Origin of the sequence: Streptacidiphilus sp. EB103A (assembly GCF_041261405.1) — a bacterium.
Taxonomy (GTDB): Bacteria; Actinomycetota; Actinomycetes; order Streptomycetales; family Streptomycetaceae; genus Streptacidiphilus.
Window position 1 is genome coordinate 194,520 of the sequence record NZ_JBGCAQ010000006.1, and the last position, 16,903, is coordinate 211,422.

Here is a 16,903-nt window from a genome sequence, read left to right on the forward strand (position 1 = left end):
CCATGCCGACCACTCGCACCAGCGCGGCTCCGGCGGCTTCCCCGGCCGTGGTCTGGCCAAGGGGCTGGCCGTCACCCTGCGCACGATGACCCGACGCAGCGTCACCGACCAGTACCCCGAGGCGCAGCCCGAACTGCCCCCGCGCTCGCGGGGCGTCATCGCGCTGCTCGAGGAGAACTGCACGGTCTGCATGCTCTGCGCCCGTGAGTGCCCCGACTGGTGCATCTACATCGACTCCCACAAGGAGACGCTGCCCGCGGCCGAACCCAACGCCCGGGCCCGTACCCGCAACGTCCTGGACCGCTTCGCCATCGACTTCTCGCTCTGCATGTACTGCGGTATCTGCATCGAGGTCTGTCCTTTCGACGCGCTGTTCTGGTCGCCGGAGTTCGAGTACGCGGAGACGGACATCCACGAGCTCACCCATGAGCGGGAGAAGCTCCGCGAGTGGATGTGGACCGTTCCCGCGCCGCCTGCGCTGGATCCCTCCGCAGAGGAGCCCAAAGAGATCGCCGCCGCCCGCAAGGCCGCCGACAAACTCGCCGCCGCCGAGACGGCCGCCGCTGCCCAGGCCGCCGCAGCCGAGGCGTCGGCCGATGCGACCCCACCGCCCGGAGAGGAGCCCGCTCCGTGACCGCCGTCCTGGCCGCCTCGCTGAGCTCCCAAGGCCACTCCTTTCTGACGCCCACCGGCGTCGAGGTCGTCTTTGTGCTGGTCGGGCTCGCCGTCCTGGGCGCCGCCGTGCTCACCGTCACCACCAGTCAGTTGGTGCACGCCGCGCTCTGGCTGGTCGTGGCCCTCGGTGGCCTGGCCATCGAGTACCTGCTGCTCACCGCCGAGTTCATCGCCTGGGTCCAGGTCCTGATCTACCTCGGCTCGGTCGTCGTCCTGGTGCTCTTCGGACTGATGCTCACCAAGGCCCCCATCGGCCGCTCGCCCGACGCGGACTCGGGCAACCGCTGGGTCGCCCTCGGCGTAGCAGTGGTCGCCGCAGCGACCCTGGTCACCCTGGTCGTCGACGCCTTCCGCAGCACCTGGATGAACCTCTCGGCCGGCGGCGGAAGCACCGGGGCCAACGGCGAGATTCTGTTCCGCTACTGGGTGCTGCCGTTCGAGGCCCTGTCCGTGCTGCTGCTCGCCGCTCTGGTCGGGGCCATCGTCCTCTCCCGCCGCCACCGAGAGGAGGGCTGATCCGATGCACCTCGCCTATCCCGCGGTGCTGGCCGCCCTGCTGTTCTGCGTCGGCCTCTACGGAGTGCTCGCCCGGCGCAACTCCGTGCTGGTGCTGATGTCCGTCGAGCTGATGCTCAACGCCGTCAACCTCAATCTGGTGGCCTTCGACGTGTGGCTGCGGGACACCCTGCACGCCGGCCAGGCGCTGACCCTGTTCACCATCACCATCGCCGCCGCCGAGATCGGCCTCGGCCTGGCCATCGTCCTCCTGGTGTTCCGCACCCAGGGCACCGCCGACATCGACCGCCTCCGCGAGCTCAAGGACGGGCCCGCCGACGGTGTCCCCCCGACCTCCGAAGCCGACTCTCCTGATCCACACCTCGCTGATCCTGACACTGCCTCACTGACGGGCTCCGCCCAGGGGAAGGCCGGCCCTGCATGATCCTCACGCTGGCGGTTCTCGTCCCGCTGCTCCCCTTCCTCGGCGCCCTCGCCGGACTCGCGGCAGGACGCCGGATGCCCGGACTGGTCCGTCCGCTGGCCGTCCTGCCCACCCTCGCCTCTGCCGCCCTGGCCGTGACGGTGGTCTGCGACCTCGGCACCGGCCGTCACCTGGACGCCGCCACCAGGCTCACGCCCACCGGCAGCATCCCCATCGACCTGGCTGTGCACCTGGACGGCTTCTCGACCCTGCTCGCCGTCCTCGTCGGCGTCGTCGCCGGCTGTGTGCAGATCTACTCCACCTCCTATCTGCGCGACGACCCGCGCTACTCGTCGTATGCGGCGCTGGTGTCGCTGTTCACCGCCTCGATGTTCCTGGTGCTGTACTCCGGCGATCTGATTGTCCTGCTGGTCGGCTGGGAGGTGATGGGCATCTGCTCCTACTTCCTGGTCGGCCACCACTGGGAGCGGGGCGACGCCCGCTCCGCCTCGATCAAGGCGTTCCTGGTCACCAAGCTCGGTGACATCCCCTTCCTGTTCGGCATCTTCGCCCTCGCCGCCGACGCCGGGACCTTCCGGATCAGCGGCGTCCTCGGCGCGGCCACGGCCGGCCACCTGCACCACCCCACTCTGATCGCACTGCTGCTGCTCTGCGGCGTCGCCGGGAAGTCCGCCCAGTTCCCGCTGCACACCTGGCTTCCGGACGCGATGGCGGGCCCCACCCCGGTGTCGGCGCTGATCCACGCGGCGACCATGGTCGCCGCCGGGATCTACCTGGTGGCCAGACTGCTCCCGGTGTTCCTGCTCTCCTCGGCGGCCCTGGTCGTCCTCGCCGTCATGGCAGCGGTCACCATGGTGGGCTCCGCTCTCTGCGCCCTGGCCCAGGACGACATCAAGCGGGTGCTCGCCTACTCCACCGTCGGCCAGCTCGGCTACATGGCCGGAGCCCTGGCCACCGGGGACCGTGACGCCGCCGTCTTCCACCTGCTCACCCACGGCGCCTTCAAGGCCCTGCTGTTCCTGGCTGCCGGCGTCGTGATCCACGCGGCGCACACCAATTCGCTGACCGCCATGTCCCGTATGCCCGACCTGCGCCGACAGGTGCCCGACGCCTACTGGACCATGACCATCGGCCTGCTCGCCCTGGCCGGCATTCCTCCCTTCTCCGGTTTCTTCAGCAAGGAGTCGATCCTCACAGCCGCAGAGCACGCGGCCCATGGCGAGGCTCTCACCGGCGGCCTTGGTCCCGCAGCAGCGGTGCCCACCTCCGTCGGCTGGATCGTCCTGATCGCAGGTCTGCTCACCGGCCTGCTCACCGCCATGTACGCCGCCCGCCTCTGGCTCGTCGCCTTCCGTTCCCCGGGCGCCGCGCGGTCCGCCAGCACGCAGACCGCCGCCGAGCCCAACGCGATGCGCTGGCCGCTGTGGCTCCTCGCCATTCCCGCGGTCGCCCTCGGCCTCGCCGGACTGCACAGCAACTGGCTCCCCTCCTTCCTGGACGGCATCTCACTCACCCCCTCGGGCAGCAGCGCGATCCTCGGTACCTGTGTCGCGCTGGCAGGAGTCCTGGTCGCCTACACCGCCTGGCGCCGGGCCACCGCCCTGGTCCTGGACGCGGCGACCGCACCCCCGCTGCGAGCGGCCCATGAACTCGACGAGTCCACCCGCCCCGAGGGCACGGCCGCCGAACCGCGCGAGATCACCGCCGACCTCGCCACCATCCCCGGCCGCACCTTCAGCCAGGCCCTCGCGGACGCCGACAGTGCTGCCACCGCCGCCTCGACCGGTCACGCGCCGGACCCGGCCCGACTACTGCTCGGGCCCCTGCTGGGCCCCGCAGCCAACGGCTTCGGACTCGACCGCCTCTACGCCGCCACCGTCGTCCGCCCCGCCCTCGCGGCCGCGCAACTGGTGCGCTTCCTGGACCGCGACGTCATCGAGACCTATCTCGCCGGAGCCGCAGGCGCCCCGAGACTGCTCGGTGCCGCCGTCCGCCGAGCCCAGAACGGCAACGCCCAGACCTATCTGAGCGCCCTGCTCGCCGGCGCCGTGGTTCTCGCCGTCCTGGTGGCGGTGGTCCAGTGAACAGACCAGCGGCAAGCCGCATGACCCACCGTCAGCCCCCTGCCTGCGCTCCCACGGAGGCCTCCCGGTGAACGCCGTCCTCATCGCCCTGCTCCTGCTGCCGCTCCTCGGCGCAGCGGTCACCCTGGTACCCGGCCTCTTCGGCGAGGACCCGCAGGCCGCCGGACGCCGCGCGCTGCGCTTCGGCGCCGTCGTCACCGGCGCGACGCTGCTGGCCGCCGTCGTCCTGGCGGTCGGATTCGACCGCGGACACCCCGGCAGGATGCAGGCCACCACCGACCTGCCCTGGATTCCGGCCCTCGGCGTGCGACTCCACCTGGGCATCGACGGCATCTCCCTGCCGCTGTTGCTGCTGACCACCCTGCTCACCTTCCTCTGTGCGATCTACTCCCTGCGCAGGCTGCCCGACGGTCCCGGGACACCGAGCCCGCGCGCCTACACCGGCCTGCTGCTGCTCCTCGAAACGGGCATGCTCGGCACCTTCGCCGTCCTCGACCTGCTGCTGTTCTTCCTGGCCTTCGAAGTCGTGCTCATCCCCATGTACTTCCTCATCGCCCGCTGGGGCGGGGAGAACCGGGGCCCGGCCGCGGCCCGCTTCATCCTCTACACCCTGCTCGGCTCGGCGATCATGCTGCTGGGCTTTCTGCTGCTGGGCCTGCACGCCGGCACCTTCGACATGACCGCACTCGCCCAGCGCCACGGCCGGGGCCTCTCGCACACCACGCAGATCCTCGTCGTCCTCGCGGTCGGACTCGGCCTCGCCGTCAAGGCCCCGATGTGGCCGTTCCACAGCTGGCTCCCCGACGCCCATACAGCTGCTCCCACCACCGGCTCGGTCCTGCTCGCCGGAGTCCTCCTCAAGATGGGGACCTACGGCTTCGTCCGGGTGCTGCTGCCCTCCGCCCCGGACGGGATGACCACCCTCGCGCCCTATCTGGCCGCCTTCGCCGTGGTGGGCATCCTCTACGGCTCGCTCGCCTGCCTGGCCCTGGTCCGTCCCGGTGCCAAGGGCGACCTCAAGCGACTCATCGCCTACTCGTCCGTCGGCCACATGGGCTTCGTCCTGCTCGGCATCGCCACCCTCACCCTCACCGGAGTGAACGGGGCCCTGTTCGCCAACATCGCCCACGGTCTGGTCACCGGCCTGCTCTTCTTCCTGGTCGGGGCGCTGAAGGACCGCTACGGAACCGTCGACCTCGACCGTCTCACCGCCTCCGCCGGCGGTACCGGCGCCGCCCTGTACGGACGCGCCCCGCGCCTCGGCGGACTCCTCGCCTTCGCCGCCGTCGCCAGCCTCGGCCTGCCCGGACTGGCCGGTTTCTGGGGTGAACTGCTCGCCATGTTCGGCTCCTTCCATCCGGCCGCCGGACTCTCCCGACCCGCCTACCTGGTCTTCATGGCCCTCGCCGGGCTCGGCACCCTGCTCACCGCCGCCTACCTGCTGAGCGTCGTCCGCCGGGTCTGCATGGGCGACCCCGCCGCACCGGCGGACACGTCGACGACCGCCGGGCCCGTACTCCAGCTCCTGGACGTCCAGGCCTACGAGGCCGCCGCCTGGACCCCTCTCGTCGTCCTCACCCTTGTCGCCGGGCTCTGGCCGGCCGTGCTCCTCGGCCTCAGCAACCCCGCCGTCAAGGCACTCCTCGGAGGCAGCTGAGCCATGACCGCTCTCGCCACACCCATGGCCGGCTCGCTGATCCAGTCGATCGACTGGCAGGCCGTCGCCCCTCCGCTGATCACTGCCGCCGTCGCCCTCGGCGTCCTGGTCGCCGAACTGTTCCTCCCGGTACGACACAAGCCGCTCCTGGGCTGGATCTCCGTGGCAGGGCTGGCGCTGGCCCTGCTCTCCCTGGTCCCGCTGCGCTCCGGTACCCGCGCCACCTTCTGCCTCGGCACCGCCACCGGGGCCACCGACGGCACCGCCTGCTCCTATGTCGCCGACCACTTCACCCTGGTCCTGCAACTGCTGGTGCTCGCGGGTGCGCTGCTCGCCGCGCTGCTCTCGATCCACACCGTGAAGGACAACGTCCTCCCGCCCGGGGAGTACTGGTTCCTGCTGCTCAGCTCGGCGGCCGGCGCCGCACTGCTCCCGGCCTCACGTGATCTGGCGACCCTGGTGGTCGCCCTCGAAGTCGCCTCGCTGCCCGCGTTCGCCCTGGTCGGCCTGCGTCGTGACGGCATGGGCGGGGAGGCCGCCCTCAAGTTCTTCCTGTCCTCGGTCACGGCCACCGCCGTCATGCTGCTCGGCGTCAGCTTCGTCTACGCCGCGACCGGCAGTCTGCATCTCACCCGTATCGCCGCCGCACTGCCGCATGTCCAGCCCCAGCTGAAGACCCTGGCCCTGGTGGGTGCAGTCCTCACACTGGTCGGCTTCGCCTTCAAGACGGCCGCGGTCCCGTTCCACTTCTGGGTCCCCGATACCTACACCGGTGCTCCCGTGGCAGTGGCCGCGTACCTCTCGGTGGTGAGCAAGGCTGCCGGGCTTTCCGGCCTGGCGCTAGTCGCAGTGGTGGGTTTTCACCCTTACGGACGAACCTGGGGTCTGGCGCTTGCGGTGCTGGCCGCGCTCACGATGACATTGGGCAACGCAGCCGCGCTGCGCCAGCGTTCGGACGCTCCGCACAGTGCCGTCCGCCTGCTCGCCTGGTCCTCCGTCGCCCAGGCCGGCTACCTGCTCGTCCCGATCGCCGCAGCGGGCTACGGCAGCGCTGACGCCCGCGACCCGTTGGGCGCGACGGTCGCCTACGCGATGATCTACGGCGTGGTGAATCTGGGTGCGTTCGCCGTCGTCGCCCTGGTCTCCCGCCGGATCGACGACTACCGGGGCCTGTTCGCCGCACGTCCTGCCGCGGCGATCGCCATGGCCTTCTTCCTGCTCAGCCTCGCCGGACTGCCGCCCGGGGTGATCGGTCTCTTCGGCAAGGTGGTGGTGTTCCGCGCCGCCGTCGACTCGGGCCTCGGCTGGCTCGCCGTGATCATGGCCGTCAATGTGGTCGTGGCGCTCTACTACTACCTCACCTGGACGGCCAAGCTCTTCCAGCCCGCCCTGTCAGCCTCGGCCACGACCCTTCGGATCCCGGTTCCGCTGGCCCTCTGCCTCGGGCTCGCGGCGGCGACCGGGGTGGTGCTCTCACTCGCACCCCAGCTGGTGCTGCAGATCACCAGCGGTTCCCTCTTCGGCTGACCGGGGCCGCTCGGTCCGGTCGCGCCGGTCGGTTGGTCCAGGTTGCACAGCCCCGCCCAGCAGGGCACAAGGGAACCAGGGCGTCCTTCCCAGCCGTTGAACCGGACGAACGGACTCAAGGGCAGCAGACAACAGACGCCCCTCATCGCACGTCCTGGAGGGCACCCGTGCACCGCCGGCACAACGGTCTGAGAACCGCCGTACTCCTGGTCGGCCTCTCCGCGCTGATCGTCCTGATCGGCAGTTTCTGGGGGCGCACCGGGCTGCTGATCGCGCTGGTGCTGGCCCTGGGGACCAATGGCTTCGCCTACTGGAACAGTGACAAGCTCGCGCTGCGTGCGATGCGGGCCCGCCCGGTCAGCGAGATCGAGGCCCCCTGGCTCTACCGGATCGTGCGTGAGCTCTCCACCTCGGCCCGCCAGCCGATGCCCCGCCTCTACATCTCACCGACCGAAGCCCCCAACGCCTTCGCCACCGGCCGCAATCCGCGCAATGCCGCGGTCTGCTGCACCCAGGGCATCCTGGGCATCCTCGACGAGCGGGAACTGCGCGGCGTCCTCGGCCATGAGCTCTCCCATGTGTACAACCGGGACATCCTCATCTCCTCGGTGGCCGGAGCCCTGGCCTCGGTGGTGATGTTCACCGTCAACTTCGCCTGGCTCATCCCGATGGGCCGCAGCGATGACGACGACGGACCGGGGCTGGTCGGCCTGCTGCTGCTGATGATCCTCGGACCGATCGCGGCCGCCCTGATCCAACTCGCCGTCAGCCGCTCCAGGGAGTACCAGGCGGACGCCTCCGGTGCCCAGCTGACCGGCGACCCGCTGGCCCTGGCCGATGCCCTGCGGAAACTCGACGCGGGCACCCGCAGGCTCCCGCTGCCGCCCGAGCCGCAGCTCCAGACGGCCAGTCACATGATGATCGCCAACCCGTTCCGCCCCGGTGAGGCGGGAGCCCGGTTGTTCTCCACCCACCCGCCCATGGCGGAGCGCATCGCCCGACTCGAGGAGATGGCCGGACACCGCCGCATCCGCTGATCACCAATCAGCGTCGCCCTCGAAAGCGTGTCAGAATTTTTTCGGGCCCCGGATCGACCGGGGGAGCCGCTCGCACGGAAGGCTGCCGCAGATGGATGTGCTCAGGTTCCTGCTCAACGTCGTCTGGCTGATCCTCTGCGGGTTCTGGATGGCTGTCGGCTATGCCATTGCCGGGATCGTCTGCTGCATCCTCATCATCACCATCCCCTTTGGCATCGCCAGCCTACGGATCGCCGGCTATGTCCTCTGGCCGTTCGGTCGTACCACCCGTGAGCGTCCCGACGCAGGTGGGGCGTCCTTCGTCGGCAATGTCATCTGGCTGATCTTCGCCGGCTGGTGGCTGGCCCTGGGCCATCTGGTCACCAGCATCGCTCTCGCGGTCACCATTGTCGGCATCCCCTTCGCCTGGGCGAACCTCAAGCTCATCCCCATCTCACTGATGCCGCTGGGTCGCGAGATCGTCCCCTCGGACCAGCCCTTCGCTGCGCGCTGAGAGCTCCCCGGCCGGCCCCCGCGCAACCGTCTGCGGTCCACGGCCGAGGCCCGGGCGGACGAAAATGTCTCGTCCACCCGGGCCCCGGTCCGCTTCCGTCGCAGCTGTCCGGTCAGCCAGCCCAGACCTGGGCGTCGGCGTTCTCGGTGACGGTGACCTTGCCGGCCCGGATGGTGGCAACGCGCGGGGCGCGCCCGGCGATGGTGGTGTCGTGGGTGACCATCACAAAGGTCAGCCCGCGCTCACGCCACAGCCCGTGCAGCAGCTCCATGATCTCGTCACGGGTCTCCTCGTCCAGGTTGCCGGTGGGCTCGTCGGCGAGCAGCACCTTGGGCTCCTTCACCAGGGCGCGAGCGATGGCCACACGCTGCTGCTGGCCACCGGAGAGCTCGCTCGGCACGTGGTTGCTGCGCTCGCCGAGACCGACCGAGTCCAGCGCCGCGAAGGCGCGCCTACGGCGCTCGTCCTTGCCGATGCCGAGCGGGACCAGCGCGGTCTCCACGTTCTCCTGCGCGCTCAGGGTCGGGATCAGGTTGAAGCTCTGGAACACGAAGCCGATCAGCTCGGCCCGGACCTTGGTGAGCTTGGCCTCGCCGATCCTGCCCAGGTCGTGTCCGGCGAGTTCGACCGTGCCGTCGGTGGGGCGGTCCAGGCCGCCCAGCATCTGCAGCAGGGTGGACTTGCCACCGCCGGTGGGGCCCTGGATGACCAGCTGCCCGCCGTCGGGGATCTCGAGGTCGATGCCGTCCAGGGCGCGGACCTTCTCCTTGCCCCGGGAGTAGTGCTTGGTGACGCCGCTGAGGCGGTACATGGGTGCTCCTATGAGGATTGCGGGAAGGGCTTCGGGACTACTCGACGCGGCGCAGGGCGTCGGCCGGGCGCAGCCGGGAGGCGCGCCAGCCGCCGAAGCCGCCGGCCACCAGACCGCCCGCGACCGCCAGGGCCACCGCGACAGCGATCGCCGAGAGGGTCACCGGTGCCGTCAGGTGCACCTCGATGGCCTTCGCTGCGGCGCTCGCCGCCTGGCCGGGGCCGCCTCCGCCGCCGGGACCGCCCTGGCTGGAGCTGGAGCTCGCAGTGGTAGCGCTGAGGGTGGGCGAGAAGGCGGTGATCGCGTATGCGCCGGCCAGGCCGAGTGCGATGCCGAGGGCCCCGCCGATCAGACCGTTGACCAGGGCCTCACCCATGACCTGCCCGATCACGCGCTTGCTGCGCCAGCCGAGCGCCTTCAGGGTGCCGAACTCGCGGACCCGCCGGTTGACGGCCGAGGAGGTGAGCAGGCTGGAGATCAGGAAGGCTGCGGCGAGCACGGCGAGCGACAGCCACTTGCCCATGCTGGTCACCAGGTTGGCGGCGGTGGACAGCGAACCGGAGACCGTGGAGGCCAGGTCGGACGCGGTGGTGACGGTGGTGCCGGAGACGTTCTTGGTGATGTTCGCCTTGACCGCGCTGATCTCCTGGGAGCTGCTGGCCTTCACATAGACCGTGGTGACCTTGTTCTTCATGTCGGCCAGGGTCTGCGCCCGGGTCAGCGGGATGTAGATGTTGGCAGCCGAGGTGCCGCTGGAGGCGGTGGCGATGCCGATGACCGTGAACTTGCTGCTGCTGATGGTGACGGTGCTGCCGACCTTCAGCTTCTTCTGGGTGGCGTAGGAGCTGTCCACGACCGCGACCAGGGAGTTGCTCTGGGCGCTGGTGAAGTTGACACCCGAGGTGATCTTGAGCGAGCTGAGCGGGCCCACGGTCAGGTCGGAGGTGTCGGTGCCCATGATGGTGAGGGTGTTCAGGCTGAAGTTGGCCGCGCCGCTCGGCGGGGTGCCACCCTGCTGGCCGCCCTCGCCGCTCGTGCCGCTCTGCTGACCGCCGCTCTTGGCGGCGCTGGAACTGGAGCTGGAACTGGAGCTGGAGGTGCCGCTCTTCAGGTTGAAGGAGCCGTCGAACTTGAAGTCGTTCAGCAGCAGGCTGCCGACCGCGGACTTCACATTGCTCTGCGAAGCGACCGTGGTGACGGTGGAGCTCGCCATGGTGGCGGTCCCCTGGTTGACCGAGAGCCGGTCCGCACTGCTGCTCTTGCTGCCCGAGCCGGACTGCTGGATGCCGAACTTCTGCGCACCGCCACCTGCCCCGGCTGCGGCCGACTTGGTCACGGTGATGTCGGTGCCGAGGCCGTAGAGCGAGTGAAGCACCGTCGACTGGGCGTTCTTCATCCCCGCAGAGACTGAAGTCACCGTGAGAACCAGGCCGATACCCAGGGCGAGTCCCATGGAGATGACGAGCGCCGCCTTGCGGCGGCGGCGCAGTTCGCGCCTGAGATAGGTGAAGAACATGTGATTCCTAGGGAAGGAGGGGCTCTTGGTGCGCCTCTGGAACCTAGGGAGCGGGGCTGACAGCTTGATGAGCCGCGAATGAGAGAGGTCTCAAGGGGACCAATGTGAATTTTATGGATTAGATCGCGTTCCAGTAACGGTCCGCGCGGCCCAGGACCCCATGAACCCGGCGGTCACAACACGAGCGCGGCTCCTCACGGTTCCTCGGCCTGGGGAGACCGGAGAGACCGTCAGAAGCCGCGCTCGTATGCGGATGTCATCCCACCGCGGGGGCCGGGATCCGGCAGACCGAGCCGGACCTAGCGGTAGTTCACGAACTGGACGGCGAAGTCCAGGTCCTTGCCCTTGACCAGGGCCTGCACGGCCTGGAGGTCGTCCCGGCTCTTCGAGCTGACCCGCAGCTCGTCGCCCTGGACCTGGGCCTTCACGCCCTTGGGGCCCTCATCACGAATGATCTTGGCGACCTTCTTGGCGTTCTCCTGGGAGATGCCCTCCTCGATGGTGGCAAAGATCTTGTACTCCTTGCCGGAGAGCTGCGGCTCCCCGGCATCCAGCGCCTTCAGCGAGATGCCCCGCTTGACCAGCTTCGTCTGGAAGACGTCGAGGATCGCGTTCACGCGCTCCTCAGAGTTGGCCCGCATCTCGATCTTGTCGCCGGACCACTCGATGGAGGCGCCGACATTCTTGAAGTCGAAACGGGTGGTCAGCTCGCGGGCGGCCTGGTTGAGCGCGTTGTCGACCTCCTGCCGCTCGACCTTCGAGACGATGTCGAAACTGGAGTCGGCCATGATCAGTGAGTCTCCTTGACGGTGCTACGACACGGATGGCGCAGTACTCCCTGCGAGTGGAGCTGCCGATCCAGCCTAGCCACCGCGGACCCCGCCCGTTGTCCTCCCCGGGTACCGGCGGGCCGCCGACTCCCCGGATCAACCGAGTGGCGGAGCACCCCCGTCGATCAGGTATTGTTTACGACGTCGAGCGGGAGACCGCGAGACGATCCCTGGCGGGTTGCCCGAGTGGCCAAAGGGAGCAGACTGTAAATCTGCCGGCTCTGCCTACATAGGTTCGAACCCTATACCCGCCACCAGGGAACGGGAACGCCCCTCACCTGCGGAAACGCAGATGGGGGGCTGTTTTCATGGTCGAACTCCGGGTGCTGTCCCGTTCTATGGACCGCCCACGGGCCAGGATCGGTGTGGGGGTGCACCTCCAGTAGCTGACGTGGCGTCACCGGACGGACCTCAAGGCCGGGGATTCGGGGAACCACTGGGCCGCGCACTGGCGTGCTGTCCGGCAGAGGGGCGTGCGTCAGTGCATTCCGCCCGGCCACGGCCCGTCGGTACCGTTCCCCGTCCGGGAGGACACGATGAGCAATCCCTGGGGCCTCAGCGGCCCGCAGTTCCTGGTCGTGTACATCGCCGCACTCGCCGCATCGCTCCTCCTGGTGCTGATCTTCCGTGCCCTGGTGCGCGGCGCGGGCCCGGCCGACAGCGGGCCCGTGGACGTCTACACGACGGCGGCCGTCGCGGGCGGCAGCGACCGGGTCGTCGACACGGCCGTCTACGCCCTGGTCCAGGGCGACCACCTGCGCGCCGCCCGGGACCGGACGGTCACCGTCTGCGGCGGGACGCCGGTGGAGCCCGTGCAGTGCGCGGTGCTGGACTCCTTCGGGCTGCGCAAGAGCGCCAGGCTGAGCGAGGTGCGCGACTTCGCGGGCCGGACGCAGCAGGTGCAGGAGACGATCGCGGACGCCGTCGACCGCGGGCTGCGGCTCAGCGACGCGCGGCGCAACCTGGGCCGGTTGGCGGCGCTGTTCCCGCTGGTCGTGCTGGGCGTGGGCATTGCGAGGGCGGTCAACGGAGCCCAACTGGGCCGGCCCATCGGCGTCCTGGTGTTCCTGATGGTGATGACCGTCCCGCTGGTGCTGATCCCGATGGGCAACCCGCCGACGGTGAGCCGTGCGGGGCGCCGACTGGTCCGGGCGGCGGGGACGGCGCCCAGCCGCAGCGAGTGCGTCGGCGCCTCGTACACGTCGACCGGCGCACTGGTGCCGGCCGGCGTGATCGCGGTGGCGGCGCTGGGTGCGGCCGGCGTGGAGGACCAGGTCATGCGTTCCGCGCTGTTCGGCAGCGTGGCGTCGTCGGGCGGCGGCTCGGGGTCGTCCAGCGGCTGCGGGGCGGGGTCGAGCTGCGGGGGCGGGTCGAGCTGCGGCGGTGGCGGGTGCGGAGGGTGAGAAGCTGGCCTGCGTCGACTCCGGTGCCGGTGCCGGCAGTGCCTCCGAGGCTGGGGTTCGGCATCGGCTGGCGTCCGGAGATCGACCTCACCGTGGAGCGGCTGCACGGAGTCGACTTCGTCGAGGTCGTCGCCGAGAACATCGACCCCCGCCGACTGCCCGAGTCCCTCCGGGTGCTCCGTGCGCGCGGCACCACGGCCGTCCCGCACGGCGTCTCACTGTCCCTCGGCGGCGCCGACCGTCCCGACCCGGTCCGGCTCGCACGGCTCGCGGAGTGTGCTCGTGTTCTGGAGTCGCCGCTGGTCAGCGAGCACATCGCGTTCACCCGCGCGGGCGGTCTGGACGCGGGCCACCTGCTGCCGCTGCCCCGCACCCGGGACGCACTGGACGTCCTCGCCGAGAACGTCCGCATCGCCCAGGACGCGCTGCCGGTGCCGCTGGCCTTGGAGAACATAGCCCCGCTGTTCACCTGGCCGGGAGAGGAACTGACCGAGGGGCAGTTCCTCAGCGAGCTGGCCGAGCGAACGGGCGCGCTGCTGCTGGTGGACGTCGCCAACCTGCACACGGCCCAGGTCAACCTGGGCACGAACGCGGGGGACGTGCTGGACGCCCTGCCGCTGGAACGACTCGCGTATGTCCATGTCGCGGGCGGCGTGGAGCGGGACGGCATCTGGCACGACACCCACACCCACCCGGTGGGCGAGCCCGTCCTCGCCCTCCTGGAGGACCTGGCCGCCCGGGTATCGGGTGCGACTGGCGGTCCCGGTCTCCCCGGTGTCCTGCTGGAACGCGACGGCGACTACCCGCCGGACGCGGAGCTGGCGGGCGAGCTGGCAGCGATCCGGGACGCGGTCCTGAATAGCACAGTCCTGAACGGCACAGTCCTGAATGGCACGGTGCGGCGTGGCGAGGGGAGGAGAGCTCGACATGATGCCGACCACTGACCGCCCCGACGCGGGCCGGGGCTGCGGCTCCGACCCCGCCGCGGACCCCCGAGCGGCTCTCGCCGTGGCCCAGGCCGCGCTCCTGTCCGCGCTCGTGGCGGGCGCGGATACGCCTTCCGGCTTCGACGCCTACCGTCTCCGGGTCCAGTCGCACGCGCTGCTCGCCAAGCGCACCCGCCAAGCCGCAGCCCACCATGGGTGGCTGACCCAGGCCCTCCCGGCTGCCGACTACCGCACCCACTTCACCGCCTACGCCGCAGCCCACCCGTTGCGGGCGGGACGCGCCGGCAGCCACGCCGACGCGACAGCGTTCGAGGGGTACCTGCGTGAACGCGGCCTGCTGCCGCAAGCGGCGGAACCCCGCTGGTGGCAGCGTCGCAGACGCTAGGTGCGGAGCCGCGGGGTTCCGGCCCGGCCGGCCCGAGGGAGATCGGGCCGGCCGGGTGGTGGTCGGGTGTTGCGATGTCAGCTCACGGGAAGCTGACGACGTTGCTGGGCGTGGTGTTGGTCGCGGTCTGGGCGCCCGTGTCGTTGATGACATGGGTGATCGTGCCGACGTTGCCCAACGAGACGGTGAGTGTGTCGTGGAACTTCACGCCCGCGGTGTTGGGCACCTCGAACGCGTGATAGCTGTTCACCGCCGGATTGACGTTGAAGTAGCAGTAGCTGCCGAGCCCCCACGCCTCGTGCGTGGTGACGCCGGCGCCCACCTTGTAGGCGGCGTACCCGTTGACCCCGGTCGGACTGATCCAGGCCGCCTGGTTGGGCACGTCGTACGGCATCTCGTTCTGGAAGAAGATGGTCTTGCCGTTCTGGCCGTTCCAGGTGACCTCGTACTTCTGGTAGTGCTCGACGAACAGGCCGGTCGCCTCGACGTTGTTGCCGTTGACGATCAGGCCGTTGTCGGCCGTGTTCGTGGTCCAGCCGACCGTGCCCGCATTGCCGTGGTCGGCACGCCAGGCCCAGATGTGGTCGATGATCGTGTCGTTGCTGTTGACGACCAGGCTCGCGGTGGCCTTGCCGGCGACCTCGCCGCCGATCCGGAAGAACACGTCCTGGATCGTCGTGGGGTTGGCCGCGTGGCTCGCGGACGAACCGGACGGGCCGACCGTCAGCAGCGCCGCCGAGTTGGTCGTCCCGGCGTCGAAGAGCAGGCCCTTGAGCCGGACCCCGTCCACGTCGGCGACCTGCATGGCGTTGACCCCGTTGTCCGGGACGAACGTCGGGTAGCCGATGCCGAGGATGACCGTGTTGGCCTTGGTCACGTTGAGGGTCTGGCTGAGGTGGTAGACCCCGGGGGTGACGAAGAGGTTGCAGCCCTCGGACAGCGCGGTGTTGATGGTCGCGGCGGTGTCGCCGGCCTTCACCACGTAGAACTGGCTCATCGGGAGGGAGGTGCCGGGGGTGCTGCCGTTCGCCCAGCTCGGGGCGGAGGCGTTGGTCCGGAGCGAGGGCTCGAACACCCGGTACTTGCCGGTGCTGTCGATGTAGAGGTACGGCACGTCGCGCGAGACCGGGGTGGTGGCCAGGGTGGTCTCAGGCGGGCTCGGGAAGGTGTTGGCCGGGGCGCCGTTCACGCCGGAGAAGACCATGTTCCAAACGCCGCCGGCCCAGCTGCCGAGGTTGCTGTCCCGGGTGTACCACTGCTGCTGCGAGACCGAGGAGGCCTGGCCGGTGACCTTGGTGTCGGCGATGTAGCCGCCGCTGGCGTAGCCGTAACTGGCCGGGTAGAGCGCCAGGTTGCCGTGGACGTCGATCCTGCGGAACGGCGCGGCCTGGGCGACGGCCCAGCGGTCGGTGCCGCTCGAGGGGTTGATGGCCAGGTTCTCGGCCGAGCGCCAGAAGTTCTGCGTCGCGTTGCCGGCGTCCTCGGAGTTGAAGGCGTCGACGGTGACGTCACCGTTGATGGTCACGTCGTCCGGGTTCAGCCCGAGGCCGGCCACCGAGGTGTAGAAGCCGACGTTGTCCTCCACGGTGTACGTGCCCGGCTTGTACAGGTCGGCCACGCGGTTCTCGGAGAACTGGGCGGTGTTGGTGTCCTTCATCTGCGCGAACTGGGCGTCGAGTGTCGCCTGGATGCTGGCGCTGGACATGGTCGGGTCGAAGATGTGGACGTTCGGGCCAAAGTTGGGGGTGTCGGACTGCGCCGGGCAGCCGACCGATGTCCCGATGGTGAAGGTCGCGGCGGCCACCGCGGAGTTGGTCAGGCCGGACTGGACGCCGATGGCTTCGACGGTGGTGGTCGCGGTGATGCTGAGCGGAGTGCTGTAGAGGGCGGAGGCAGCGGTAGGGGTGCTGCCGTCCAGGGTGTAGCGGATGGCCGCACCGGAGGTGGAGTCGGCGAGTGTCACGGTCTGGGCGGAGGTGAACGTTCCCCCGGCCGGACTGAACGTCGGCGTCGCCACCGTTCCGGTGGTGGTGCCGGTCTGGGTGTACGTGAAGTGCGGGGTGTCGTACTGCGGCCCGTTCTTCTCGTAGGTGAACCAGTACTCCAGCACATTGCCCGCACTCAGCGAGCTGACGGTCTGGGTCCAGGTGCCGTTGCTGTTGGCCATCCGGAAGTTCTGCTGGTTGGCGCCGTTGACCAGGTAGTGGACGTCGACATAGAGCGCGGCGGTGGTGGGCACGAACGTGATCTGCGTCTGCGACGCGTTCAGCTGGGTCACGCTCTGCGTGTAGTCGGTCGCGGCTGAGGCGGGTACGGCAGTGGCCGTAAGGCCGAGCAGTGCGGCCAGCGTCAGCACGATGGCGGTGAGCAGGGCGACGATGCGTCCGCGCGACGGGAGTCGCGGTGGGCGCGGAAGGGCGGTTCTGCGCATGGGGGTCCTTTCGCCTGGGTTCGTGAAGTGAACGCCAGATCGTCATGGGGAGCGCTTTGGTACCACCTTCTGGTCAAGATCCGGAGACCCGTCCGACCCGGTCCCGTCGAAGCAGCGATTTGGAAGCGCTCTCAGACCGTGGACATGGGAGTTCCGGATCCGTAAGG

The 16,903-nt window shown here is 69.8% G+C and carries 13 protein-coding genes, 1 tRNA gene and 1 pseudogene; 11 read left to right on the forward strand and 4 right to left on the reverse strand.

The genetic code is table 11. The features are described 5' to 3' along the window. The first annotated feature begins 85 nt into the window (after positions 1-85). From ABH941_RS11925 to ABH941_RS11960, 8 genes are all read left to right on the forward strand, one after another. Positions 86-634, forward strand: coding sequence for a 4Fe-4S binding protein (locus ABH941_RS11925; protein WP_370129058.1), 549 nt, complete (start codon positions 86-88; stop codon positions 632-634). After that, positions 631-1,191, forward strand: a complete 561-nt coding sequence (locus ABH941_RS11930; protein WP_370128901.1) for an NADH-quinone oxidoreductase subunit J — start codon at positions 631-633, stop codon at positions 1,189-1,191. Before ABH941_RS11925 ends, ABH941_RS11930 begins: the two co-directional genes overlap by 4 nt. A 4-nt stretch (positions 1,192-1,195) precedes the next feature. After that, the gene (nuoK, locus tag ABH941_RS11935; RefSeq protein ID WP_370128902.1) at positions 1,196-1,615 is read left to right on the forward strand and encodes an NADH-quinone oxidoreductase subunit NuoK; all 420 of its coding nucleotides are present in this window, start codon (positions 1,196-1,198) and stop codon (positions 1,613-1,615) included. Then, entirely contained in the window at positions 1,612-3,699 is a 2,088-nt protein-coding gene (locus tag ABH941_RS11940) for an NADH-quinone oxidoreductase subunit L (RefSeq protein ID WP_370128903.1), read from the forward strand. Before nuoK ends, ABH941_RS11940 begins: the two co-directional genes overlap by 4 nt. Before the next feature lie 67 nt (positions 3,700-3,766). Next, positions 3,767-5,356, forward strand: coding sequence for a NuoM family protein (locus ABH941_RS11945; protein ID WP_370128904.1), 1,590 nt, complete (start codon positions 3,767-3,769; stop codon positions 5,354-5,356). 3 nt (positions 5,357-5,359) lie between these two features. Next, positions 5,360-6,883, forward strand: a complete 1,524-nt coding sequence (locus tag ABH941_RS11950; protein ID WP_370128905.1) for an NADH-quinone oxidoreductase subunit N — start codon at positions 5,360-5,362, stop codon at positions 6,881-6,883. A gap of 167 nt (positions 6,884-7,050) precedes the next feature. Beyond that, complete coding sequence (htpX, locus tag ABH941_RS11955; protein ID WP_370128906.1) at positions 7,051-7,920, forward strand: zinc metalloprotease HtpX; 870 nt, start codon at positions 7,051-7,053, stop codon at positions 7,918-7,920. Positions 7,921-8,011: 91 nt separating this feature from the next. Further along, positions 8,012-8,413: a YccF domain-containing protein gene (locus ABH941_RS11960; RefSeq protein ID WP_370128907.1), complete on the forward strand. Its 402-nt coding sequence runs from the start codon at positions 8,012-8,014 to the stop codon at positions 8,411-8,413. Between the two features lie 112 nt (positions 8,414-8,525). Here ABH941_RS11960 and ABH941_RS11965 read toward each other — a convergent pair whose 3' ends face one another. The 3 genes from ABH941_RS11965 to ABH941_RS11975 all read right to left on the reverse strand — a co-directional run bounded on the left by ABH941_RS11965 (position 8,526) and on the right by ABH941_RS11975 (position 11,528). After that, entirely contained in the window at positions 8,526-9,224 is a 699-nt protein-coding gene (locus tag ABH941_RS11965) for an ABC transporter ATP-binding protein (RefSeq protein ID WP_370128908.1), read from the reverse strand. Between the two features lie 37 nt (positions 9,225-9,261). Further along, positions 9,262-10,740 carry an ABC transporter permease gene (locus ABH941_RS11970; RefSeq protein WP_370128909.1) on the reverse strand — a complete coding sequence of 493 codons (1,479 nt, stop codon included), beginning with the start codon at positions 10,738-10,740 and terminating at the stop codon, positions 9,262-9,264. Between the two features lie 299 nt (positions 10,741-11,039). Continuing rightward, positions 11,040-11,528, reverse strand: coding sequence for a YajQ family cyclic di-GMP-binding protein (locus tag ABH941_RS11975; RefSeq protein WP_134003873.1), 489 nt, complete (start codon positions 11,526-11,528; stop codon positions 11,040-11,042). Between the two features lie 214 nt (positions 11,529-11,742). Between ABH941_RS11975 and ABH941_RS11980 the strand changes: the two genes are divergently transcribed. The 3 genes and pseudogenes from ABH941_RS11980 to ABH941_RS11990 form a co-directional block, all read left to right on the forward strand. After that, a tRNA-Tyr gene (locus ABH941_RS11980) sits at positions 11,743-11,827 on the forward strand. Between the two features lie 279 nt (positions 11,828-12,106). After that, entirely contained in the window at positions 12,107-12,973 is an 867-nt protein-coding gene (locus tag ABH941_RS11985) for a TIGR04222 domain-containing membrane protein (protein WP_370128911.1), read from the forward strand. 38 nt (positions 12,974-13,011) lie between these two features. Beyond that, positions 13,012-14,188: pseudogene (locus ABH941_RS11990) on the forward strand (DUF692 domain-containing protein); the annotation flags it as partial. A 199-nt stretch (positions 14,189-14,387) separates the two neighbouring features. Here ABH941_RS11990 and ABH941_RS11995 read toward each other — a convergent pair. Further along, on the reverse strand, positions 14,388-16,736 hold the full coding sequence (locus tag ABH941_RS11995) for a chitobiase/beta-hexosaminidase C-terminal domain-containing protein (protein ID WP_370128912.1): 2,349 nt from the start codon (positions 16,734-16,736) through the stop codon (positions 14,388-14,390). Between the last annotated feature and the right edge of the window lie 167 nt (positions 16,737-16,903).